The 23,355-nt window shown below is 43.4% G+C and carries 20 protein-coding genes; 13 read left to right on the top strand and 7 right to left on the bottom strand.

The features are described from left to right. Window positions 1-236 precede the first annotated feature (236 nt). From MHI32_RS01260 to MHI32_RS01245, 4 genes are all read right to left on the bottom strand, one after another. Window positions 237-1,268: a LacI family DNA-binding transcriptional regulator gene (locus tag MHI32_RS01260; RefSeq protein WP_076126967.1), complete on the bottom strand. Its 1,032-nt coding sequence runs from the start codon at window positions 1,266-1,268 to the stop codon at window positions 237-239. Window positions 1,269-1,432: 164 nt separating this feature from the next. Further along, window positions 1,433-2,266 carry a carbohydrate ABC transporter permease gene (locus MHI32_RS01255; RefSeq protein WP_036687243.1) on the bottom strand — a complete coding sequence of 278 codons (834 nt, stop codon included), beginning with the start codon at window positions 2,264-2,266 and terminating at the stop codon, window positions 1,433-1,435. Continuing rightward, on the bottom strand, window positions 2,266-3,108 hold the full coding sequence (locus MHI32_RS01250; RefSeq protein ID WP_036687240.1) for a sugar ABC transporter permease: 843 nt from the start codon (window positions 3,106-3,108) through the stop codon (window positions 2,266-2,268). Before MHI32_RS01250 ends, MHI32_RS01255 begins: the two co-directional genes overlap by 1 nt. Window positions 3,109-3,268: 160 nt before the next feature. Next, complete coding sequence (locus MHI32_RS01245; RefSeq protein WP_076126963.1) at window positions 3,269-4,651, bottom strand: ABC transporter substrate-binding protein; 1,383 nt, start codon at window positions 4,649-4,651, stop codon at window positions 3,269-3,271. Window positions 4,652-4,985: 334 nt separating this feature from the next. On the opposite strand from MHI32_RS01245, the gene MHI32_RS01240 reads away from it, so the two are divergent. Genes MHI32_RS01240 through MHI32_RS01230 form a run of 3 tightly spaced genes read left to right on the top strand, consistent with a single transcriptional unit; the run spans window position 4,986 to window position 8,114 of the window. Continuing rightward, window positions 4,986-5,636, top strand: coding sequence for an N-formylglutamate amidohydrolase (locus tag MHI32_RS01240; protein WP_076192573.1), 651 nt, complete (start codon window positions 4,986-4,988; stop codon window positions 5,634-5,636). After that, complete coding sequence (locus MHI32_RS01235) at window positions 5,602-6,750, top strand: hypothetical protein (RefSeq protein WP_340011746.1); 1,149 nt, start codon at window positions 5,602-5,604, stop codon at window positions 6,748-6,750. The genes MHI32_RS01240 and MHI32_RS01235 overlap by 35 nt, the downstream gene beginning before the upstream one ends. 14 nt (window positions 6,751-6,764) lie before the next feature. Further along, complete coding sequence (locus MHI32_RS01230) at window positions 6,765-8,114, top strand: Mur ligase family protein (RefSeq protein ID WP_340011745.1); 1,350 nt, start codon at window positions 6,765-6,767, stop codon at window positions 8,112-8,114. Here MHI32_RS01230 and MHI32_RS01225 read toward each other — a convergent pair. Next, the gene (locus MHI32_RS01225) at window positions 8,109-8,906 is read right to left on the bottom strand and encodes a hypothetical protein (RefSeq protein ID WP_076310074.1); all 798 of its coding nucleotides are present in this window, start codon (window positions 8,904-8,906) and stop codon (window positions 8,109-8,111) included. The genes MHI32_RS01230 and MHI32_RS01225 overlap by 6 nt on opposite strands. A gap of 362 nt (window positions 8,907-9,268) precedes the next feature. On the opposite strand from MHI32_RS01225, the gene MHI32_RS01220 reads away from it, so the two are divergent. From MHI32_RS01220 to MHI32_RS01195, 6 genes are all read left to right on the top strand, one after another. Beyond that, window positions 9,269-10,162 (top strand): sugar ABC transporter permease, encoded by an 894-nt coding sequence (locus MHI32_RS01220; RefSeq protein ID WP_036687229.1) that lies wholly within the window; start codon window positions 9,269-9,271, stop codon window positions 10,160-10,162. Next, entirely contained in the window at window positions 10,159-11,037 is an 879-nt protein-coding gene (locus MHI32_RS01215; RefSeq protein ID WP_076305124.1) for a carbohydrate ABC transporter permease, read from the top strand. The genes MHI32_RS01220 and MHI32_RS01215 overlap by 4 nt, the downstream gene beginning before the upstream one ends. Window positions 11,038-11,089: 52 nt before the next feature. After that, window positions 11,090-12,475 carry a sugar ABC transporter substrate-binding protein gene (locus MHI32_RS01210; protein WP_340011744.1) on the top strand — a complete coding sequence of 462 codons (1,386 nt, stop codon included), beginning with the start codon at window positions 11,090-11,092 and terminating at the stop codon, window positions 12,473-12,475. 135 nt (window positions 12,476-12,610) lie between these two features. After that, the gene (locus MHI32_RS01205) at window positions 12,611-13,600 is read left to right on the top strand and encodes a LacI family DNA-binding transcriptional regulator (protein WP_036687224.1); all 990 of its coding nucleotides are present in this window, start codon (window positions 12,611-12,613) and stop codon (window positions 13,598-13,600) included. Window positions 13,601-13,630: 30 nt separating this feature from the next. Next, window positions 13,631-14,626: a BadF/BadG/BcrA/BcrD ATPase family protein gene (locus MHI32_RS01200; protein WP_076282644.1), complete on the top strand. Its 996-nt coding sequence runs from the start codon at window positions 13,631-13,633 to the stop codon at window positions 14,624-14,626. 6 nt (window positions 14,627-14,632) lie between these two features. Then, entirely contained in the window at window positions 14,633-15,943 is a 1,311-nt protein-coding gene (locus tag MHI32_RS01195; RefSeq protein WP_076186244.1) for a 6-phospho-beta-glucosidase, read from the top strand. A 549-nt stretch (window positions 15,944-16,492) separates the two neighbouring features. Here MHI32_RS01195 and MHI32_RS01190 read toward each other — a convergent pair. Further along, window positions 16,493-17,833, bottom strand: coding sequence for a PLP-dependent aminotransferase family protein (locus MHI32_RS01190; RefSeq protein WP_340011743.1), 1,341 nt, complete (start codon window positions 17,831-17,833; stop codon window positions 16,493-16,495). A gap of 142 nt (window positions 17,834-17,975) precedes the next feature. Here MHI32_RS01190 and MHI32_RS01185 point away from each other — a divergent pair, with 142 nt between their 5' ends. Then, a complete protein-coding gene (locus MHI32_RS01185) occupies window positions 17,976-18,899 on the top strand; it encodes a DMT family transporter (protein WP_076279940.1) in 924 nt (307 codons plus the stop codon). A gap of 95 nt (window positions 18,900-18,994) precedes the next feature. On the opposite strand, the gene MHI32_RS01180 is transcribed toward MHI32_RS01185, so the two are convergent. After that, window positions 18,995-19,642: a hypothetical protein gene (locus MHI32_RS01180; protein ID WP_340011742.1), complete on the bottom strand. Its 648-nt coding sequence runs from the start codon at window positions 19,640-19,642 to the stop codon at window positions 18,995-18,997. Between the two features lie 160 nt (window positions 19,643-19,802). Here MHI32_RS01180 and MHI32_RS01175 point away from each other — a divergent pair, with 160 nt between their 5' ends. The 3 genes from MHI32_RS01175 (at window position 19,803) to MHI32_RS01165 (ending at window position 23,346) form a co-directional block, all read left to right on the top strand. Beyond that, entirely contained in the window at window positions 19,803-20,540 is a 738-nt protein-coding gene (locus tag MHI32_RS01175) for a response regulator transcription factor (RefSeq protein ID WP_076126944.1), read from the top strand. Further along, window positions 20,518-21,870 (top strand): HAMP domain-containing sensor histidine kinase, encoded by a 1,353-nt coding sequence (locus MHI32_RS01170; protein ID WP_340011741.1) that lies wholly within the window; start codon window positions 20,518-20,520, stop codon window positions 21,868-21,870. The genes MHI32_RS01175 and MHI32_RS01170 overlap by 23 nt, the downstream gene beginning before the upstream one ends. Window positions 21,871-22,590: 720 nt before the next feature. Next, window positions 22,591-23,346: an SDR family oxidoreductase gene (locus tag MHI32_RS01165; RefSeq protein WP_076187062.1), complete on the top strand. Its 756-nt coding sequence runs from the start codon at window positions 22,591-22,593 to the stop codon at window positions 23,344-23,346. Window positions 23,347-23,355: the final 9 nt, after the last annotated feature.

Raw genomic sequence — 23,355 nt, 5'->3', positions numbered from 1 at the left:
GTAAGATTTTGAGATGATGTGAAATCGCTGGCCTGCTTATTTCGAATTCACCTGCAATTTCCCCAACATTCAGCCGACCTTTATTCCCTAATAACGTAACAATCCGAATCCGAGTAGGATCACCAAATGCGGTGAGAAACCGTGTGATGCTGTTGATATCGTTAGGTTTAATCTCTTGCGGTTCTATCTCCCCACCCCGATTCGTAAATAAACTTAAACATACTCACTTGTTGAAACTACAATAAAGACCTTGTAGATTCTCTAACTATTAATTCTGCCGGGAAAATCTGATGCGCATGCTTAACCTTCTTATTGATGAGATCAAAAAGAATCTTAATCGTCGCTTCCGCAATCTCCACTACCGGCTGTTTGATGGTAGTAATAGAAGGATTATAATAGAAGGAAATATCCAATCCGTCATAACCAGCCACAGAGTAATCTTCCGGGACTTGCTTGCCCGCTTCAAATATTGCCTTACAGGCGCCGATAGCCATACTATCTGATAAGGTAAAAATAGCGGTGAACTCTTCACCTAACTCTAGCAATTCTTTTGTAACCGCATACCCATTTTCCATACTGTAACTGTCGATATCCTCTTTCATCCGCCGCACTAGCCGTTCATTATAAGCGATTCCATGATCAGCTAAAGCCCTTTTATAACCTTCATATCTTAACTTACCGATACTTACATCTTCTTCTGGTGCAGTAATGACTGCGATTTTCTCATGCCCCAGATTACATAAATAGTCCACAATCTTATAGCTCTCATTAAAGTCATCTACAGATACAGAAGAATAGTCGCTCAAATCAAACTCTTCCGTCATTCCGATCGTACTAAGGACAAATGGAACCGTTAGTTGCTGTAATTTCTCTTGAGAGTGTGAGAATAAACCTCCTAAAAAGACAATTCCCTTCAGCCTTTTTTCTTTCTCCAGCTCAATCGCCACTTCGATCTCATCTTGATTCTCATCAACTCGTTGTAGGATGAAGGAGTATTTCTTGCGTTGAATCTCTTTTTCGAACACTTTGATCATCGGGCTAAAAAATGGATTGGATATCCCTTTAATCAATACTGCAATCGTTTTCGAATCAGAACGTTTTAAATTTCTTGCACTGTTGTTCGGGACATAATGATTTTCTTTGATAACCCTCATAACCATCGCTTTTGTTTCTTCATTAATATCCGGATGATTGTTAATAGCCCTTGATACAGTAGTCACGCCAACACCGCATAATTTGGCGATGTCTATAATAGTCAGTCTCTCCATTTCTATCTATCCTTTACTTGTTAGTATCTATCAAACTCCTTAATCCTTATTCAACTTCATAGTCAAAATAAGAAAGCAGGGGATTCCTGATGGTCACCCACCAAGAAAAACACCCTACTCGCTTCTTACATGAATATTAATTTATTTAACGAGGTAGATCAAGCTTAACCCTTAACCGCACCTGCAACGACACCTTCGATGATGTACTTTTGACAAGTCAGGTAGAAAATGATGATTGGCACAATAGCTAAGACCAGCATCGCCATCATAGCTCCCATGTCAATCGATCCGTATCCACCTTTTAGGTACTGGATCGCAATAGGAATCGTTTTATACTCTGTACCAATCAGCAGGTCTGGCAATAGGAAGTCGTTCCATACCCACATTACATTAAGGATAGCTACAGTTACAGCAATAGGTTTCAGGATGGGCAATACCACTTTAAAGAAGGCCTGAGGTGGATTACAGCCATCAATCATTACCGCTTCTTCAACCTCAAGCGGGATAGACTTCACAAATCCGCTAAACATAAACACAGATAGCCCTGATCCAAACCCTAAATAGATTAAGATAATCCCAATCGGATTGTCGAGATGCAGCACGTTTGCAGTCTTAGTCATTGTGAACATAACCATTTGGAAAGGCACGATCATCGAGAATACAAACGCATAATACATCATGCCTGTGAATTTGGACTTCACCCGGGTAATGTACCATGCAGTCATGGAAGTAAATAACACGATCACAGCCACCGAGCATACCGTAATAAACAAGGACATTCCGAAGGCACTGAAGAAATCAATCTTTGCTACACCACTAGTATAGTTCTTTAAACCAACAAACGTAGTCTCATTAGGGAATAAGAACGGCGTATCACTAATGTAGAACTTACCCTTGAAGGAGTTCATCAGAACAATAAAAATAGGAGATAAGAACGCAATGGCCAAGACCAACAAAATGGTGAATATAGAGTAATCTTTTGCTCTAGTCTTTTGCATTAGTTCTCAACCTCCTTTCTTCTAGTAATGACAAGTTGTATTAAGGCGATTAAGGCTACTAAAGCAAAGAATACGACGGCTTTCGCTTGACCGACACCTTCCCATCCTGATTTTCCGTAGAATGTATTGTAGATGTCCAGTGCTAACATGGAGGTCTGCTTAGAAGGAGCACCAGCGGTCAACGCTAAGTTCTGGTCAAACAATTTAAATGAATTAGATAAGGTTAAGAATAAACAAATAGTAATGGACGGCATTACGAGTGGAATAGTCACATTACGCAAAATCTTAGAACGTGAAGCTCCATCAATTCTTGCGGCTTCTACTATATCTTTAGGAACATTCTGAATACCTGCAACATAGATAATCATCATGTACCCTATCAATTGCCAATTCATAAGAACGATTAGTCCCCAAAATCCATACGTTGCATCAGAGGTCAAAGTGACACCAAATTTGTACAAAATCCCATTAAAAATCAACTGCCAGATGTATCCTAATACGATACCGCCTATCAAGTTAGGCATAAAGAAGATCGTTCTAAATACGTTGGTTCCTTTTAGCTTTCTAGTTAATAACATCGCCAAGATGAAGGCGAACACATTAATAGTAAGAACAGATAAAACTGTGAATTTAACGGTGAAACCTAATGCATTTAGAAACTCTTGATTCGAAAAAGCTTTAGCGTAATTGCCAAACCCTATCCATGTTGCATCATTGACTGTAGTAAACTCTGTAAAAGACAAATATATACCCAAAAGAAAAGGGATCACAAAGGCAATTCCAAAGGCTATTATGGTCGGTAATGCAAAAAGAGCAAAATATTTTTTTATCGATTTTTCCATGGAGTCTTCTCCTATCTCAGTATGGAAAATGATGAAACAGATGTAGCAAGATCCACTCCAATTGTTGCTTAGTGCCACTGAATCCCGAGGGAGCCCAGTGGCACTAAGCTTTTATCTGTATGACAACTGAGAGTTATTCAAGCATCTTTCCATGCATTTATTATTTTGCTTTTTCAGCCTTCCAAGTGTCCTTGAAGATGGTTACAACTTCATCCCAAGTTTTGTTTCCTTGAGCGTATTGCAAGAGCGCATCACCAAAGACGTTTTTGAATTCTTCACTTGGGAATGCTGCGAATGTCCAAGCTACAGAAGTAAGATCTTTTTCCATCCAAGCAGATACTTCTTTAGCAAGTGGATCTGCTGGTTTTTCGCTGTCTTCAAAGGTATTGAATGGTGCGATGAAACCTAGATCGTTAGTTACATAAGCTTTACCTTTTTCACTGGAGAACAACCATTCCAGGAAAGCGATAGAAGCTTGTTGGTTCTCAGCAGATACTTTGCTGTTGATTGCGAAATAGTTTTCTGTACCTACAGCCAAACCTTGTTTTTCTTCGCCTTCCATACCTGTGTAGATAGGCAAGAATTTGATTTCTTCAGCTTTAACTACGTTACCGTCAACATCGTTGATTTGTGACCAAGCCCAGTTACCATTTTGAACCATAGCTGCGTTACCAAGTGCAAATTCAGCCATGGAGTCAGCTACGGATTTACTACCCAGCAAGGATTCTTTAGTTACAGAGTTCTTGATGTACAGATCGAAGATGTTTTTAAATTTATCGTTGTATTTGAATTCAACTTCTTTAGAAGCTAGACCCGCAAGAACGGTGTTGTCAAACTCAGTATTGTCTTTGAATTCATAGTACAGCGGCAAGTTTGCAAGGTGAGTCTGCCATCTCCATTGCTCACCAGCAGCGAGGGAAGTGGAGGCGAATACACCTTTAATGCCCAGTTGGTCTTTTTTAGCCGTCATATCTTCTACTACTGCTTTCAAAGTGTCGAAGTTATTGATCTCAGTTGTGGAGGAGATCGATACCGCTTTATCAGCCAAAGCGAAGTATTTCTTCATAATTGCGTCGTTGTAGATAATGCCGTATCCTTCAACTACGTAAGGGATACCATACACGCCTTCACCTTCAGTTACAGCCAAGCTTTTGTCGGACAGATAGCTGTAAAGCTTAGTATCTTTCAAATCCAAGGTGTAATCTTTCCAGGATTGAAAACCAACAGGTCCGTTAATTTGGAAAATAGTTGGCGCTTCAGACTTGGAGATTTCGGATTTCAATTTAGTTTCGTAAGTACCCGCAGCAGCCGTTACGACTTTTACCTTAACTCCTGTTTCTGCTTCGTAATCCTTAGCGATCTTTTCATATATTTCTGCAATCTCAGGTTTGAAGTTCAAGAAATAAACTGACCCTTTTTTACCAGATGTAGCGTTTCCATCATTGGATGCAGAATTATTTTCTTTATTTCCACATCCTGCCGCTAAGACAACAACCATAGACATTACTAACATGAGCCCTAAATATTTTTTGATATTCTTCATTCTTCTTCCCCCTCGTACTTTTTATTAGATTACTTCGCATGAAGACGTTCCGATGCTGTTAGTGAAAATTATGTCAGCGTTTTCATTTGCTTAAGTAATCCCCAGCCTACTTTTTTGGTATCCTTCTCGGTATCCTTATCGGTAACGTTTTCAATTGAAATATTAGCACACCATTTTGAACTTTTCAATAGCCAATCTTTTAGAATCATTTTATGGAAAAACTGCCCACGGCAAACCTTGCAAGCGTTATAATAGATTCATCCTTATTCATGAATGGTGAATGCTTAGGACATACTAATGGTTAACGCCCCATTAAATAACTATGAATAGGTGATTGCATATTTTATCTCTGATCGAACAGTATGAGCTACAATTCTCCAATAATAATTATTTTGGCGATATCGGGGTAGATCCCTCCTACTCGATTGTAGAAGGCTCCCTTCCTGTACTTGTCTCAGCTCCACATGCCATTAATCATTTTCGAGAACATGCTGTAAAACCAGCTGACATGTATACAGGCTCCCTTGCCCTCTTGTTACAAAAGCTCACCAATTGCTACTGTATTTATTCGAATAGCTTTTCCAAAGAAGACCCAAATTACATCTTAGGTGGAGAATATAAGGCTGCGCTACGAGCGCTTGTCAAAGAACATCGCATTCAGTTTGTGATCGATCTGCACGGAGCTTCCAAACTTCGAGAGTTTGATATTGACCTAGGGACACTGTACGGAACCTCTATACGAGAGAATAATTTAAATGACGTCATAGGCATCTTTAACAATAATGGTATTACCAATGTTCGACAAAATCATACATTTTCTGCATCCCATCCTGGAACGATTACTTCATATTGCGCTAAGGAATTGTTAGTTCAAAGTATTCAAATTGAAATTAATCGAAATTATCGTAACCCGAATGCGTTTGATTTATTCCAAAAAACCATTCATTCCCTTGAACAAATCATTAAACTATTGGGCGGTGTCTGACATTATTATCGAGCAAACCTTTACTATTCTAGACAAACAAAGCCTTCAACCTCGTGAAGAAATCACAATGAACTCCGAAGAGTTAAAGGAATTAGGTTTAGTGCAGCATATCTTCGTTGATCTTACAGCAGAGAATGGTGTCAAAGTCAGCTGTTTAATTTTATCGGCAGATGAGGTGCCAAGAGGTACAATCCAATTATCCAAGCGGGCAAAGGACAAGCTCGGGGACTGCCTGACTACAGGATTAACAATAACGAAGCCAGAATACGACACAGTTCTTCGGGGAATTCCTAAAGTGGACGAGATTGCCAAACCCTATGTAAAAGCCTGTCCAGCACTCGTCCGTAAATATACGAATCAAGTAGAACTTATCAATCCCAAAAATGGCTTCCGGGTAAACCTAACTTTACGAGAAGATAGCACAGCCAAACCGAATACCCTTTACTTCAACAGATACATTATGTTATTGCTTGAAACCTATTCCGAGGGGCATGACCCATTAATCATTACTCGCGCTAGGACGCGTTCTCAACCCAAGCCAGGCATACATAAACTTATAAATCAACTGATCCAACGGCCCTTAAGTGCATTAGGGAACTTTTTTATTGGCAAAAGAGAGCTCACCCTCAGAGTGGGTCATCCTTACCCTTTTGATGAGCACCAGAATTTATGCAGAATTCATCCGAATGTTAGAAAACTGCTAGGCATGGAAGAAACAGATCAGATCGTGATCTCCTATAATTCCAAACAAATCACCATCCCCATCTTAGACATCGATACGGAGCATATTGCCCAGTCAGTCAAGCTTCATGCGGATAATGAGCAGCTTAAATTTATCGACAGCCACTTATTTATCGGGATCACCGCCTTATCGCGTAACGAGTTAGAAATCCCAAGCATCGGCACATCAGTTACCGTAAAAAGAAGTATGTACTCCTTATTCCTAAAGCACTTAAATAAACTAGTCTTACCTGTTATCGCTTTGTTGTTCACCATAGTACAGCTATATAAGGATTTGAACTGGAGCATCGCTCTGACCGTCATCATTTCTCTTGTGTTACTTCCGATTATCATCTACACAACACTATCTGAGGAACGCGCCAAAATTAATTAAATGGAGGGATTTCCGTGGAATTCACTTCACAATCCCAAGTAGAAGATATGATCTACAGCTCTTACCTAAGGGCCATTAACAACATTACAGAAACTTTGGATGAAGAAGTTAGAAAACCGGAGTTAACCAGAGCATTACTGGATGCAGTCGGAAGTCCGGATCGCAATCAAAAATACATACTGATCACAGGCAGTAAAGGTAAGGGCTCCACCTCTAGATTTATTTCCTCTCTGTTAAGTCACTTGGGTTATAAAGTGGGGTTATTCACCTCCCCTCACCTGGTAGATTTCAACGAAAGAATCCGGATCAATGGGCAGGCAATAGCCACAGAAGATTTTGTGCGATTAGGTAATGTAATTCGCGGGGGCTTCCACCAGATCGAAGAGCAGCTTGCTGCTGATGAATATCAAGGTCCGGTTGGGGTTGCTTTGGCTATTGCGGCTTTGTACTTTAAGGAGAAGGGTACAGATATCAATGTGATTGAATGCGGTAGAGGAGGAAGGTTTGATGACACCAATGTCCTGAGCAATGACTGGGCTGTCATTACCCCGATTATGGAAGAGCATGTAGCCCATTTGGGACCTGATCTGAACAGCATTACACTGCACAAGCTGGGGATTGTCAAAAACAACACAACAAACGTCTATGTTAGCAAACAGAAATCCGACGTTCTTGCGATCATGAAGGACAACCTCTCCTCCAACCCTGTGCAATATTATGAAGAACAGTTTTTAGCTGAATCTATCACAACCACTTCTGTCGGAACTACTTTTGATGTCCGGACGAAGCCAGCCGTTTATCCAGCCTTGACCCTTCCGCTATTGGGACAGTTTCAAGCGGTCAATGCTGCCAGCGCAGTCGCACTTTGTGAAGAGATTACAGGGGGACCCCTTGATCAGAAGATCGTACATCACTGTTTTGAACAATTACAATGGCCGGGGCGTTGTGAAGTTATCTATCATGACCCACTGACGATTATTGACGGAGCTATTCATAGAGATTCTGCAAGCTATCTGGCTGAACTTATTCAATTAGTGAATCCTGAGCGCAGCCGTACCGTCACATCCATCATCGGTGTCCCTAAGGATAAAGATTACACAGGGGTCATCGAAGTCATGAGTACAGTCTCGGATCAACTAATCGTAACCAAACCCGATATAAGCCATCTAATTTTCCCAACGGATGCCCTGCTTATCGCTAAAAGTTTTCTCGAAAAAAGTTCCGAATTCCCTTATTTAGAGGATGCTCTTACGTATGTTAAAGAACAATCACCTTCGGAGATTATTGTAATCGTGGGTACGCAAACTCTAATCGGAAATGCCAAAAGATTATTCGGGCAATCGCTGCTGAATATCGGCTTATAACTGATTCATACGCTGAAGAATAACTTCCCTGTAAAGGTCTGAGAGGCCAGGTACTTCACTTGGATTTTGCTTACAATATTCATCTAACATCACCTTATGGTTGACCTCAATCACCATCAAGCCTTGATTTGTCTCTAAGATATCTACTGAGCAGAAATCAAGGCCCAGCGCTTTAGAGGTCCAGGAGGCAAGCTCCGCCAGCGCCTCTTGTTTGGCCTGATCTTTCACCTCAATCGTAACAGCTCCGTTAATCAAATTATGCTTCCACGAACGAACTCTTTTTTTGCCAAGGAATACACGCGCCTGATGATTAAAAGTTACAATTCTATACTCAATCTCCGCTTCATAATAAGGACCTATTGCCCCATTAAGCTGTAAAGAAAATAATAAATCCAGCTTTTCATGCAGATCGGCTATCTCATTGATTTTGTACACATGATTGCCCTGCGCCCCGTTATCCTGCTTCATAACTACCTCCCCATTGCACGCTTGGAAATAACGCTCAGCCAATGGATAAGGATTCAAATTGCTAAATTTGGAGTCTGGATGCGGCAAATAAATATGTTCTACGGCTGGGATATTCGCCTTATGCAAAACATCATAAGTTAGAGATTTACTCATGGCAATGATCGTAGAAGCACTGTTGTTTAGTCCGATCTCAGCGTCTACCATCACAAATGATTTCACTCCATCTGTCGCTCTATATACGAAATTCGGTGTAATTTCCTCAAAGCTAATCCCTGAGGCTGTAACAGAATGCTGGATCATTTTTAAGTAAGGTCTAGTCGTCATTCAGTTTCCTCATTTCTAACAAAATATGACCAAACCTAATCATAGCATGAGAAATATTAATAAAAAATAATAATATTACGTTATAATAGTTAACACATCAATCTCCCTAATCTTATTTCAGGTCCCTTTTTCACAAAAACGACAGACTGTATGTTACGTTTAATGACTGACAGCGCTTTTATAGTTAAAATAAGTGTTGATTATTTAGAGATCATCCTCTATGATAAGCTTATTAAAGCGAAACAAAAAGTTAAAGCGGTTAAACTTTAATCTCTAGGTACCTAGTATTATTGCTAAATAATAGTGTTAGCATGATCAAAAGTTAAAGCGCTTATACTTTTAAAACGAGAGGTTGGTGTGTCATGATCAATCGCGAGAACAGGCGGCAGACGTTCTATATGTATCTGTTCATTTCTCCTTGGATTATCGGCTTCCTAGTATTCGCCCTTTATCCTATCTTATCATCGCTTTACTTCAGCTTTACTGATTATGACATCATACACCCACCTAAATTTATCGGGCTCGCTAACTACACAGAGATGTTTCACAATGACCTGTTCTGGAAATCGGTGGTTGTCACGCTGAGATATACCTTCATCGGTGTACCTATCCAGCTTGCACTCGGTCTTGGCTTTGCGCTATTGCTCCACCAGACCATTCCTTTGCGCGGCTTTTTCAGAACAGCAATGTATTTCCCAAGCATGGTATCCGGCGTGGCCATGTCCCTGCTGTGGTACTGGATCTTCAACCCGCAGATCGGGCTCTTCAATTACATCCTTTCCTGGTTCGGCATTCATGGACCAGCTTGGCTGATGAACCCAGACACTGCTCTATATGCCTTAATCATCATGACCTTCTGGACAGCAGGCTCAGGAATGATTTTATTCCTCGCAGGTCTGCAAGGCGTACCGGCTAGCTTGATCGAAGCCGCTAACCTTGACGGTGCCGGGCGCTTCAGAATCTTCCTGAACATTACCTTACCGATGATCTCTCCCGTGCTGCTCTTCCAACTGATTATGGGACTGATTGATTCCTTCCAAGTCTTTACCCAAGCTTTTGTCATGACTCAAGGGGGGCCGAATTACTCTACCTGGTTCTATGTCTATAATCTCTACACCAGCGCTTTCAAAGAATATCGTGCCGGTTATTCCTCAGCCTTGGCATGGGTGCTCCTTATCGTAGTTATGCTGTGCACCGCACTTATTATGAAATTGTCTAACCGTTATGTTCACTATGAAGGAGGCGGACGCAAATGAGTACAGTCAGAGCGCTAAGCCCCCGGACTAAAGGAACAAACCGCCGCCGGAAAGCGGAGCCTGTTAAGATTTTCAGCTTTATTACTCTAGTAGTTACAACATTTCTGATGCTGCTTCCTTTGTTCTTCATGGTCTCCACTTCACTTAAGTCCAAACGCGAGATGCTGAAGTTCCCACCCACCTTTCTTCCGGAGAGCTGGCAGTGGAGCAATTACACAGAAATATTTGATACCCTGCAGTTCGGTACTCTTTATAAAAACAGTCTGATTATCGCCGGCTTTAGTGTTGTGGGAACCTTGATTTCTTCGGCGCTGGTTGCCTATGGATTCGCCAGATTCAGAGGTACAGGTAATCAGGTGTGGTTCATCCTGCTGCTGAGCACCATGATGTTACCCTATCCGGCCATTATGATTCCGCAATTTGTACTCTTTTCGCAAATGAACTGGATAGATACCTTTTTACCCCTGATCGTGCCTGCTTTCTTCGGCTCAGCCTATAATATTTTTCTGCTGCGCCAATTCTTCTCCACATTGCCTGAAGAGCTGTTTGATGCCGGACGCATTGATGGCTGTGGTGAAATACGGATGTGGGCTACCATAGCAATCCCACTCTCCAAACCTGCACTTGCAACCGTAGCTATCTTTGCTTTTATCTACAACTGGAATGATCTGCTTACGCCAGTGCTTTACTTAAGCTCATCAGATAAGTTCACGCTACCCGTCGGGATGGCTTCTCTTACCTCATCGAGGTTCCGCATTCCACCTTGGCATCTGCTAATGGTTGCTTCAGTTCTAGCTATGGTCCCAATCGTTACGCTGTTTGCTGTAGCCCAGAAACAGTTCGTCGAAGGGATTGTACTTACAGGGATTAAGTAATAATCCGCCATCCGGCGGCCAAATATACTTGAAATCATGGAGGGTTTAGCTAATGAACAAGAACAGGAAAAGTATTGCGCTTTTACTTGCAGCAACCATGCTCGTTGTTCTAGCCTTATCAGGCTGTAGCGGCGGCAAATCGGCGGGTAACGCCCTATCTGGAGGAAACGTTGACTCTACTAATTCTGGAGGCAAAGCAGAAACGGTAACGATTACCCATTACACAATAGATTCAGAAGACCGCACATTTGTCGAAAAATTAATCCCTGATTTCGAGAAGCTGCATCCGAATATTAAAGTGAAAGTGGAAAAAGCGCCTTATGAGCAGTTCGACAGCAAGCTGCAAACGCTAATTGCCGGCGGCAAATCGCCCGACGTGACAAGTCACTGGGGGTATGGAGGTTTCGCAGAATACTACAATAAGGGTATGTTGTTCGATATGACCGACCTTATGAAAGAGGATGGTTTCAAGGCAGAGGATTATAGTATCCCAGAGAATCTAATGGGTATCTACAAGGTTAAAGATCACACTTACGGCATTCCGGTCAATATGTATGTCACCTTAATGCTCTATAACAAAGACATGTTTGATGCGGCCAAACTGACTTATCCAACAAGCGATTATGAAGATAAGAGCTGGACGTTTGAAAAAATGGTCGACGAAGCTAAACAAATGACGCTTGTATCCGATGATATCGCCAAAACTCAATATGGCGTAGACTTCACTTGGTCCGAACGCGATATGCGGCCGTTATATTTTGGAGCGGAGCCTTACTCAGAAGATACATGGACTAATGGCGGCGTGCCTTCCGAGACTTATTTTGACTCCCCTGAAGTGATCGCTGCCTACAACAAGCTTTTTGATCTTGTCTTTAAGGATAAAGTCTCTCCTTCTTCCGAATGGAGCAAAAGTGTAGCTGGACAGAACGGCGATCCCTTTGTTGCTGGTAAAATCGGCATGTCTATCGGAGGCTCATGGAACCTTGCAGGTGCAAATGACTTCCCCTTCAAAATTGGCGTAGCCGCTGTACCATGGGGAGGAAACGAAAAGGTACGCAGCACCCTTTATGTCGATCCGCTGCTGATCTTGAAGGACTCCAAACATCCGAAGGAAGCTTTTGAATGGATCAAATACCTGATCACAAGCGAAGTGCAAGAGAAATCCATTGAGCTTAGTGGCGGTAACCCACCAGTCAACACCGAAGCTGCAGAAGCTTACTATAAACATTTTGAAGGTATCGATCCACAGGATATCAAAAATGTCTACGAGGGTGCTGTTAACTACGGCTTCGAATCCTATAACCACTTAATCACCAACTACTCGCAAATTAATGACATGTTCATTAATGAATTGCAGCCAGTAGAAACTGGACATAAGACGGTTGAAGAGGTGATGGCGACGATTCAGAAGAAGGTTACAGAGATCATTCAGCGATAACTGTTTGGCAGGTATACCGCCCCCTTTAGGGACGGTATACCTGCGTGAAATCATACGTTTAGCGGACAGTCTGCCAACCCTGTATACTGAAAGTAGAAAACAGGATCGGAAAATCTGCCGTGAGGAGAATTAAAGATGAAAGTTAGTATTTTTGATGTAGCCAAAAAATCCGGATTATCCGTTGTAACCGTATCCCGGGTGTTAAATGGGGCCGAATCGGTACGCGAGAATAATCGCCAAAAGGTGCTGGAGGCAATTAAAGAGCTGGATTACCGCCCTAATGCTGCGGCACGCAGTCTGGCAAGCGGTAAGACGGGAATTATCGGCATTATTGTCACTACCCTGCAAGATTCCTTTTTTGACGCAGTGGTCAAAGAGCTGAATGAAATATTAGCGATGCATGGTTATTTTTTAGCCATATCCATCTCAACAGGCATCGAATCGGATGATAGCCATTATTTAATTCAGGAGGATCGTGTAGACGGTTTAATTCTGCTCTCTCCGATGGAAGAGGACAATTATATTGTGGAGTTAAAACGGCGGGGTATTCCTTATGTGCTGATAGATAATCAGAAGCCCGAAAATGATACCTACTCCATCACGATCGACAACTTCAAGGGGGGATACGCAGCTACGCGTCATCTGCTGGAGCTGGGACACACTTCAATCGCCCATCTCTGCGGTCAGGAAATGTTCCGGAGTACGCGGGAGCGGCGCAGTGGATTTCTACAGGCGCTTCAGGAACAAGGACTGGCCCCCTTTGAGATCGTGCCTGGTGATTTCGATATTGGGATGGGATACGATACCTGCAAACGTTGGCTGAAGGAAGGAAAGCTGCCCACCGCCGTCTTCGCCGGGGATGACAATATCGCGCTTGGAGTCATCAATGCCCTGATGGAAGCGGGCATTCAGGTACCCGAAGAGGTGGCAGTGGTCGGCTATGACGATCATTATATTGCTTCACAGCTTCATCCACATCTGACAACAATACGTCAGCCTGCAGACAAAATCGGGCTGGCAGCCGCGGATATGCTGCTCAAACGCATCTCCGGAAAGATGAAACGTGGAGCCGGGATGCGGATTGATCCTGAACTTATCGTACGTGAATCTACCGGAGCTGAGTAGATTAAATTTATACACTAGGAGTGACGACCATTGACTTACTACTTGGGGATCGATGGGGGAGGCACGAAAACCTATGCTCTGCTAAGCGATGAACATGGCAATGTTCTTGGCAAAGGCAAGAGTGGTAACGGCAACCACCAGACAGGCGCCCTTGAGGCCGCCAACAGTATTCAAGAGGCCACATTCGGGGCGCTGGCTGAAGCCGGACTCCGGTTGGAAGACATCCAGCATACCTATCTCGGACTTGCCGGTGCTGATCGCGAGGCCGACTATGCTATTCTCCATCCGATGATACGCCAGATAGGATTCACCAAATACACCATTAACTGTGACACTATGATCGGTCTACGCGCCGGAACGAATCGCCCATATGGTGTCGCGCTCATCTGCGGCACCGGCACCAATTCAGCAGGCAGAAACCTGCAGGGAGAGCATTATCAATGCGGCGGCTTTGACTATATGTACGGTGATTTTGGCGGGGGTGGCGCACTCAATATTGAGGTGTTTCGTTCCGTTATCCGAGCTTGGGACGGCCGGGAACAGCCCACCCTATTAACAGGCTTACTGCTAAAAATGTTAGGTTATGAGGAAGTTGGGCATATGTTTCACGATTTCCTTGATCATTGGAAAAAAGTCCCAGTAAATGTTACCCGCCTGCTCTTTGAAGCAGCAGCTGAAGGAGATGCCGTAGCGCTGGAGATTTTACATCGGCAAGGGGTTGAACTAGGGAAGTCTGCGGCAGCTATCATTCACAAGCTAGGCATGGAGCAGGAGACCTTCGATGTGGTGCTGGCAGGAAGTCTGCTAACCCGAGGGGATCGCGGTTGGATTCGCCAGCCTATCGAGAAAGCTGTACACGCTGCAGCCCCTCAGGCAACAGTGGTTACCCTTGCCACAGAGCCTGTAGTCGGTGCAGTATGGTCAGCTATGGATCAAGATGGGTTGACCATTAGTAGTGAAGTATATGAGAAGATGCGGAAATTTCAGGATTATGAATCGATCAAACAAACTACAAGACAGGAGTGATTAATCTTGGCAGCTAACCAAGGATTAAAGATTGCAGTTATCGGTGGAGGTTCTTCGTATACCCCAGAATTAGTAGAGGGATTCATTCTTCACTATAAAGAACTTCCCGTGCGCGAATTATGGCTTGTAGATATTGAGCCTGGTCTTCGCAAGCTGAATATTGTAGGTAACTTGGCAAAACGTATGGTGGAGAAATCCGGCCTTCCGATTGAGGTTCACCTGACAACAGACCGCCGTAAAGCGATCGAAGGCGCCGATTTCGTCAGCACTCAGATGCGTGTCGGCATGCTTGATGCCCGTGCTCGTGATGAGTCGATTCCGCTCAAATATGGCGTTATTGGCCAAGAAACAACAGGTCCTGGGGGAATGATGAAAGCACTGCGCACCATCCCTGTTATTCTGGATGTATGCCGTGATATCGAGGAACTGGCTCCCAACGCATGGCTGCTCAATTTCACTAACCCTGCTGGGATGGTCACCGAAGCCGTTCTGAAATACTCTAAGGTAAAAAGTATTGGCCTGTGCAACGCACCTATCGGCCTGATCAAGCAAGTCTCTGCCAAATATAATGTAGCAGCAGACCGCGTATATGCCGAATTTGTGGGCCTCAACCACTTGCACTGGATTACTCGTATCGATGTTGAAGGTGAAGACAAGCTGGATGATATGCTTGCAGATACAACCAGCTACAGCGCTAAGAACGTACCGGCAAGAGAATGGAACCCGGAATTCCTGCAATCCCTTCATGCACTGCCCTCATACTATTTAAAATATTTCTATATGACCGATGCCATGCTCGAAGAGCAGATGGACTCCCATAAGCAAGGCATTAACCGTGCTGAAGTCGTCAAACGTGTAGAAGAAGAGCTCTTCGAGCTTTATGGCAATCTAGAGCTAAGCGAGAAGCCGAAGCAGCTGGAACAGCGCGGCGGTGCTTTTTACTCAGAAGCAGCTGTTAATCTCATGAGATCGCTTCATAACGGATCAAACGACATTCAGACCCTAAATGTCGCAAACCATGGCATATTGGACTTCCTGCCAGATGACGCCAGCATTGAGGTGAACTGCGTGGTCACCAAAAACGGCCCGTTACCTCTGCCACTGACCAAAATTCCAACCATGGCTAAAGGACTCATTCATGCTGTCAAAACCTATGAACAGCTGGCGATTGACGCCGCTGTAACCGGAGACCGCGCCCTTGCCCTTCAGGCGCTCGCACATCACCCGCTTGTTCCGTCCGTGGACGTAGCGATTCGGATGCTGGACGAAATGCTGGAAGCTAATAAAGAGTTCCTGCCGAACTTTTTTGCGAATTAATTCATACCTCCTATCGAGAAATAACTAAAAGAGACCGAACCCGGTCTCTTTTTTTGCGCTTGTTGCTGATACTCGCTACCGAAGCAAAAATGAATAAAGCATCTTGGTAATTTGCACTTAGCGAATTCGCTATCGGACACAGCTGACCTTAAAAGCGGCTTTTTCACATTTTTAGAGTGCTAGCGGACCCCATAGCCGTTATTAGCATGAAAACCACCCAATGTAACCCCTTTCTAATTGTATAGCGGCGCTGGTGTCCGAAAACCTGCTCCAAAGGCTAAAAACTAGCAAATAACGTTATCTGGGTCCGCATGACTCGGCCGAAGATTGCACAGAAAATGTGTTCGGATATTTATAGAAGAACCAGAGATTACTGCGAGTTGTACCGATAATGAGATCTGCTGTCCATCAGTTCACTGCTGCCAGATTTGCCAACGACCCACAACGCCAAAAAACGATCCCTGTTACTGGAGGAACGCTTTTTTATTTCTACTCCAATGGACTCCCAGCATTTCCACCATTATCATCCACTCATTTATTACTGCGCTCTCAGCGTATTTCTTGCATTACCTGTTCAATGCCAGAGCGAATATCCGGCTCTTTTACACTGGATACATTGAGCTTTAGAATCTTCTCTTTATTAAAAGAGGGCAGATACCCGCTGTCCGCCATTTCGATGCGAATGAACTTTTTTTGCAGACGTTTGATCATCTGTTCTGTCTTTATGCTGTCACTAAGCTTCAGATACGTATGCACACTAAGCTGGCCGGTTGGATGGTAGGAATAATGCTGTGCTGTCGCTGTATCTAACTCTCTCATAATCGATTCATGGAGCAGCGTGGATCTTTTTTCGTAGCAGGAACGCATCTTTTTTCGGTGGCGCTCGAACATTCCGCTTTTCAGATACAACTCCAGGGCAGCCTGAGACAGCATAGAGCTATCTATATCCATCAGTCTTTTGAATCGGTTAAAAGAGTCACACAGGACCGCTGGTAGTACAGCGACACCGACACGTAGACCCGGAAATATAATTTTGGAAAAGCTTTTTAAATAGATCACATGGGAAGCATCGTCATAAGCGTAGATCGGATCCTCTTTTGCATCCTGCTCCAAGTCCGCCATGTAGTCATCTTCAACGATATACACATCGTATTTAGCTGCTAGCTGAGCAATCGCCTTCTTCTGGGTACGGGTATAGGAGACGCCGAGCGGATTATGAAATCGCGGGACGGTATAAAAGAACTTGAACTGGCCTGTCTTAAATAACCGCTCTAATTCAATCAAGTCCACCCCAGCATCCGAACGCTTTATTCCCTCTGTCTCAATGCCATACGTCTTCAGATATTCCATAAAAAGCGGATAACCCGGCTGCTCAATTAGCACTCGCTGCCTGCCATTCGGAAAAGGAATTCGGGTCAATACGCCAAGCGCCTGCTGCACACCTGAGGTAATAAAAATCTGATCCGGATTGGCAAATACCTGATAAGAAGCCAGATGCCGCTGCATTTCACGAATAAGAGAAGGAAGCCCCTGCGGCGTTCCATAGATGAACAAGTCATTGCGGTACATATCAATCGCTTTATTAATACAATGTTGGAAATCCAGATACGGAAAAATATCCGGGTCGGGTGCAGACACCGTAAAATCGATCCAATGTGCACCTTCGTCTTTTCGCTGTCCGCTTCGTTTCATGACATAATAACCACTTTTTGAGGCGGCATAGATTAAATGTTTGTCCTGAAGATCCTGCAACGCGCGAATAACCGTACTTTTACTACATCCATAACGTAAGGACAACTCCCGGATAGACGGTAATTTATCTCCCTCACGATACGTATCCTCGGCAATTTGCGCTTCCAGCTCGTTGATTAACTCCGAATACTTATACATCCCTTTCACCTTCCTCCAAGCTTATTCTGTACCGGTACAGATGAATAATAATTACATTGTAGCACAGCTACTCTAGCCTTAGAATAAAGAGCAGAACAGGACCGGTACCTAAATGCGCGCAACACTTTGGAGGTCTTTACTAATGAATACATCTTCTACTCAAAAAGCGATAGCAGCAGCTGTCATGAATGCTATTATCGTCGGGTTTTCCTTTATATTTGTAAAAATGGCCCTAACCGTCTCGGATCCTTTTGATACGCTAGCTCATCGCTTCACGTTATCTTTCCTTGCCGCTTCTTTATTTACTTTTCCAGGGTGGGGGCGGGTGAAGTTTGGAATATCCAAGGCCGCAGTGATAATCCCACTGGCTTTAATGTATCCAGCGTTATATTTCACCCTTCAGGCGTATGGACTTTTGTATACAACTTCCGCTGTAGCGGGTATTATTCAGGCGACAATGCCCATCTTCACCATCCTTTTGGCGGCGATGTTCTTGAAGGAAACCACGAGCAGCTTCCAAAAGATCTCTACATTAATCTCAGTTGCAGGCATTATTCTTATCTTTGCCATTCCAGGTTTGAGTATCTCTTCTTCTAGTCTTTGGGGCGTCTTACTCATCCTAATCTCAGCTTTATCCCTTGCTGGTTATAATGTTGCAGCTCGAAAGCTGACACGTACTTGGAGTCCCAAAGAACTTACCTATATGATTACTTTGTTCGGATTTATATTTTTTAATGGACTGTCGATCATTAAGCATGGTTCGGCAGGAACCTTGGGTCAGTATTTCACACCTTTTCAAGAGCCAAAATTTATATTCTCCATGCTCTATCTCGGCGTACTCTCCTCCCTCGTAACCTCCTTCCTCTCCAACTATGCTTTATCACGGATGGAAGCTTCACGCGTGAGCATTTTCGGCAGTCTTTCAACAGTTGTCTCTATTCTCGGTGGTGTACTTCTGCTGAATGAGCAACTGGAATGGTACCATTGGACCGGTACAGTGATGATCATCGCCGGGGTGATCGGTGTGAACTGGCGGAAGCAAGTAAGGGCCAAAGGCAAAGCGTGAAGATTGATATGCATATTAAAAAGACACCCCGCGAGGTGTCTTTTATCTTACCCTTTTCAGTATCTCTATTCTGTATCAAGCCTCGCTAATCGCCGTTATTTGGCTGTTTCAAGCTCCTTGATCTTCTCTTTATATTGGTCCAACAGATTAGCTAAAGCTTCCTTGATCACAGTCGCATCTTTGGATTTAGCGGCACTATTCAGATCATCTTGGGCTTTGAAAAAAGCTTTATCCGCGTCGCTAAGATCTGGAATGGAAATAGCAATTGAAGTCGCGTCTACAGCTTTAATTGAAGTAGTGATATTGCTATCTACCTGCATATCATCGACTACAGGTACTACTTCAAGGTTACGACCAGCTTCAATATATCCTGCAGGTAGAGCTTCGGTGGATAGTATTTCTTTAGATAATTGAACTCCCTCCACCAGTTCCGCAGGCACAAGCTCGGCAAGTGCGGTTATACTAAATCCAGCAACCTTATAATACTGATCCAAGGTGTTCTTCCAATCTTCTTGGGTATTAGGTGCGTAGGTCTTAGCCAACTCTAGGGGATTTACCCAATCAATAGTGGTTACTTTAGTGGCAATTGTTCCTTTAGAGGCAGCAGTAACCACGGCTGCAGCCGTTGTTTTCGTGTTTCCGTCTTGCGCTCCACTTGCTGCGTTCGTTGCAGACGGTGCAGCAACGGCGGACACTAGCAGGGCGGACAGCGCTAACTTTTTAAATAACATCTGTTGATTCATAAATACAACACTCCTCGTCGATTCGAATGATCTTACAAGACCAAGCTTACATAATGGGTGTGGCAGAACATTGGTTAATTTGTGGAAAAACAATGGCAGCCGCCCCTACCCACCTCTGGATTGATATACTTGTAGGAGAATAATCTGGAGGTAACCCGAAATGAATAATCCATATCTCATTGCCGTAGTCGACGATGATGAACATATACGCAATCTTGTTGAAGCTTATTTACAAAAAGAAAACTACCACACCATCGGCCTTGGCAGCGCTGAGGAAGCATGGACCTTGTGGCAGACTAGCCCCCCGGATATGTGGGTACTCGACGTTATGCTCCCCGGCATGGATGGTTATGAGTTCTGTAAAAGGATTCGTAACGAAGCCGAAGTACCGATCATTATGATCTCCGCAAGAGATAATGAAGTGGATAAAATATTAGGATTGGAGCTTGGCAGTGACGATTATCTAGTCAAGCCGTTCAGCCCTCGTGAATTAGTCGCCCGGATCAAACGGCAGCTTCAACGCTGGTACAAAATGAGTAATCAGGCCGAAAAATTGAATAGTCAGACCACTTCCACCCGTCTTGAAATCGACCAGCTTCTACTATTGCCGGAAGAAAGACGTGTATTCTGGTGTGGTGAAGAGGTAGACTTGACCAGCAAGGAATTCACCATGCTAAAAGTATTCGCTGATGCCCCTAACCGGGCATTTACAAGAGATGAGCTGCTGAGCTATGTGTGGGGAGACGACTATTTTGGAAGTGATCGCGCCGTGGATCATCTCATTAAACGGATGCGCAAAAAACTGGAGCATTTGCCCATTGAGGCTGTATGGGGACACGGATACCGCATGAGAACAGATGGGGGTGAGCATACGAATGAAACTAGCACATCAGATTAATTTAGCCTTTAGTATTGCATTGGTATTGCTACTATCTATTACTGCAGTCGTGATCCATTTTGTACTACTCAACCATTTTGTCGGAACACAAAAAGAGGATTTAAGAACCATTGGTGCGGCGATGTCAGTTACATTGACTGAAGAAAGTAAATACATCGGGGAGATTGGCACTCAGCTGGAAGCTCTGCCGGTGACCTTACCTTCTCTAAGCACTGCAGGCGTCGAAGCCATTCTTAGCGATGAGACAGGAAAAGTCTTGTCCACATCATCAGAGATGAGTTCAATTGCAATAAACTATGATGCCAAGAGTGTCACAGGCCAAGCCACTGAGCTCCAGAACATTTGGAATGGAACAGATACACGGTATATTACTGAAGTGAAGGCTACACCTATAGGCACGCTAACTCTACTAACCCCTATGAGCGCAGTCACTGCTATTGAACAAGCTTTGCTCAAAAGACTGCTGATCGTTTTCAGCGCAGCGGGAGCATTTATGTTCCTATTTGGCCTATTTATCACCAAGAAGCTGATTCAACCTCTAATGAGGCTGCAACAAGAACTCCGCAAAGTCAAAGAACGGCACTTCTCAGATGTTAAATTAATTAAAGCTGGTGGAGAGCTTGGATCTGTCGCTCAATCGGTATATGACATGGCAGATGAATTAAATCGTTTCAACCATGTGCAGAAACAATTTTTCCAGAATGCGTCTCATGAATTAAAAACTCCCTTAATGTCCATTTCCGGCTACGCTGAAGGGATTAAGGATGGTGTTTTTGAAGGTGAGAATGTAGTAAAAGGGCTAGACATTATCATGAGCGAAAGCAGCCGCTTGAAGAAGCTCGTGTCCGAAATGACTTTACTTGCGAAGCTGGACAGCGAGGAAGATATATTCAAGCCTACGGAAATTTGTTTAAAAGATCTACTGACAGAAACCATCGAAAGAATGAACCCTCTATTAATGAAAAAAGAATTAACCCTCCATATCTCCCACGATCATCAAGATTCTCTTACGATCCGTGCGGATAGGGATAAGCTGCTACAGGCGCTTCTTAATGTAGTATCCAATGCAACACGTTATGCTAACCAACATATCTATATCCATGTTTCGGTCAAGGAGGGCCGGGCTCTGTTATCCGTAAGTGACGATGGTCCTGGAATTTCGGACGATCTGCTTCCCTATCTCTTCCATCGGTTTGTAAAAGGAAAAGACGGAGAATCCGGACTTGGACTGGCTATTTCCCGCGCAATCATCGAGCGTTGTGGAGGTCAGATCAGCGCAGGCAACCGAAGAAATGGCGGTGCGGTAATCTCGATGGGGTTTCCTTTATAAATATCCATAAGAGGCTGTCTCAAAAGTAGTGAATTCTACTTGGGGGCAGCTTCTTTTTTATGGAATGGAATTGAAAAGAAAAGTAATGGATTTTACTGTGCCATATGACCATATACCACGCGTAGCGTTCTCTGATATTGGGTTGGGCGGTTGGATGGTGGGCGGTGGGCGGTAGACGATATATTAGGTGAGTTTTTCGTACGGCTTGCGGTAGGGTTTAAACTAATTAAGGAAAAACTCCCTGAAAATAGCCGATATTCGCTCTAAATGAACGAAATCAGGGAATTCCTCCCTAATAATTAGGGGGATTTCTTAATTAGTTACTAAATCGGCCGAAAATCAGGTAATTTTTCCCTAACTATAAGTCTGATGAACAGAAATCTCTGAATTCCAGGGAGAAATTCCCTAATTACTCTAAAAATACTTCACTTATTGCATCACTTGCAGCATCACTTGGTGCGTCACATGAATCATCAATGCTCATCACTTGGTGCGCCGCTTAATTCAATCGCTCAACAAGTACATAAGAGCTGGAATAGGCCTCATCAGATGCTGTATTATTCATCATCACCCTCTATATTCATCTTGGTAAATGATGCCGTTTCTACTTCATGGTAAATATAGCTACTATTTTGGGTAATATATAGTCGAAGTAACAATTACACCTTACCTCTGATAAGAGTTAGATACTACATTTTTTCACAAAAAGGAGATACCAACATGAGCAGACTTACAGGAAAAGTAGCTATTATTACTGGTGGAGCAGGCGGTATTGGTAAAGGGATGGCCTTGGCTTTTGTAAAAGAAGGCGCTAAGGTAGCTATTATTGACCTCAATGAAGAAACCGGCAAAGAAACAATTAAAGAATTACAAGAATATCAACCTGAATCTATCTTTATTCAAGCGAACCTCAAGGAACACGATAAAATAGCTCACCTTGTTAAACAAGTAGCTGATAAATTCGGAAAAATAGATATTTTAGTAAACAATGCCCACGCATCCAGAATGAAATCTATCGAAGAAACTACACAGGCTGATTTCGATTTATCTTTTGATACAGGCTTCTATCCAACCTTCTATTTCATGCAAGCAGCACTACCGTATTTAAAAGAAGCACAAGGTAAAATTATTAATTTTGCATCGGGCGCTGGCCTCAACGGGGATACCAATCAAGGAACATATGCTGCCGCAAAAGAAGCCATCCGTGGAATTACCCGGGTAGCCGCTAATGAATTTGGTCCATTTGGAATCAACGTAAACATCATTGCTCCAATTGCTAATTCCCCTGGCATGATTGAATGGGCAGAAGCAAACCCTGAGTATTACCAAAACATGATTTCCAAAATCCCTTTGAGAAGATTGGGTGAACTGGAAAGTGATATCGGGCGTGTTGCGGTATTCCTAGCGAGTGAAGATTCCGATTATATTACGGGCCAGACTATCATGGTAGATGGCGGGTCTATTAAGCTTCGTTAATTTCAAGCA

The sequence above is a fragment of the Paenibacillus sp. FSL H7-0690 genome, assembly GCF_037980415.1.
Classification (GTDB): domain Bacteria; phylum Bacillota; class Bacilli; order Paenibacillales; family Paenibacillaceae; genus Paenibacillus_AQ; species Paenibacillus_AQ odorifer.
Note: the sequence above shows the minus strand (reverse complement) of the source record. Positions and strands in the feature narration are given on the sequence as shown.

Bases quoted from the DNA above. Each gene is read 5' to 3' on its own strand.
- MHI32_RS01165 (WP_076187062.1), top strand. From the start codon at position 22,591: ATGAGCAGACTTACAGGAAAAGTAGCTATTATTACTGGTGGAGCAGGC.
- MHI32_RS01170 (WP_340011741.1), top strand. From the start codon at position 20,518: ATGAAACTAGCACATCAGATTAATTTAGCCTTTAGTATTGCATTGGTA.
- MHI32_RS01185 (WP_076279940.1), top strand. From the start codon at position 17,976: ATGAATACATCTTCTACTCAAAAAGCGATAGCAGCAGCTGTCATGAAT.
- MHI32_RS01255 (WP_036687243.1), bottom strand. From the start codon at position 2,266: ATGCAAAAGACTAGAGCAAAAGATTACTCTATATTCACCATTTTGTTG.
- MHI32_RS01215 (WP_076305124.1), top strand. From the start codon at position 10,159: ATGAGTACAGTCAGAGCGCTAAGCCCCCGGACTAAAGGAACAAACCGC.
- MHI32_RS01190 (WP_340011743.1), bottom strand. From the start codon at position 17,833: ATGTATAAGTATTCGGAGTTAATCAACGAGCTGGAAGCGCAAATTGCC.
- MHI32_RS01250 (WP_036687240.1), bottom strand. From the start codon at position 3,108: ATGGAAAAATCGATAAAAAAATATTTTGCTCTTTTTGCATTACCGACC.
- MHI32_RS01245 (WP_076126963.1), bottom strand. From the start codon at position 4,651: ATGAAGAATATCAAAAAATATTTAGGGCTCATGTTAGTAATGTCTATG.
- MHI32_RS01175 (WP_076126944.1), top strand. From the start codon at position 19,803: ATGAATAATCCATATCTCATTGCCGTAGTCGACGATGATGAACATATA.
- MHI32_RS01205 (WP_036687224.1), top strand. From the start codon at position 12,611: ATGAAAGTTAGTATTTTTGATGTAGCCAAAAAATCCGGATTATCCGTT.
- MHI32_RS01210 (WP_340011744.1), top strand. From the start codon at position 11,090: ATGAACAAGAACAGGAAAAGTATTGCGCTTTTACTTGCAGCAACCATG.
- MHI32_RS01225 (WP_076310074.1), bottom strand. From the start codon at position 8,906: ATGACGACTAGACCTTACTTAAAAATGATCCAGCATTCTGTTACAGCC.
- MHI32_RS01260 (WP_076126967.1), bottom strand. From the start codon at position 1,268: ATGGAGAGACTGACTATTATAGACATCGCCAAATTATGCGGTGTTGGC.
- MHI32_RS01180 (WP_340011742.1), bottom strand. From the start codon at position 19,642: ATGAATCAACAGATGTTATTTAAAAAGTTAGCGCTGTCCGCCCTGCTA.
- MHI32_RS01220 (WP_036687229.1), top strand. From the start codon at position 9,269: ATGATCAATCGCGAGAACAGGCGGCAGACGTTCTATATGTATCTGTTC.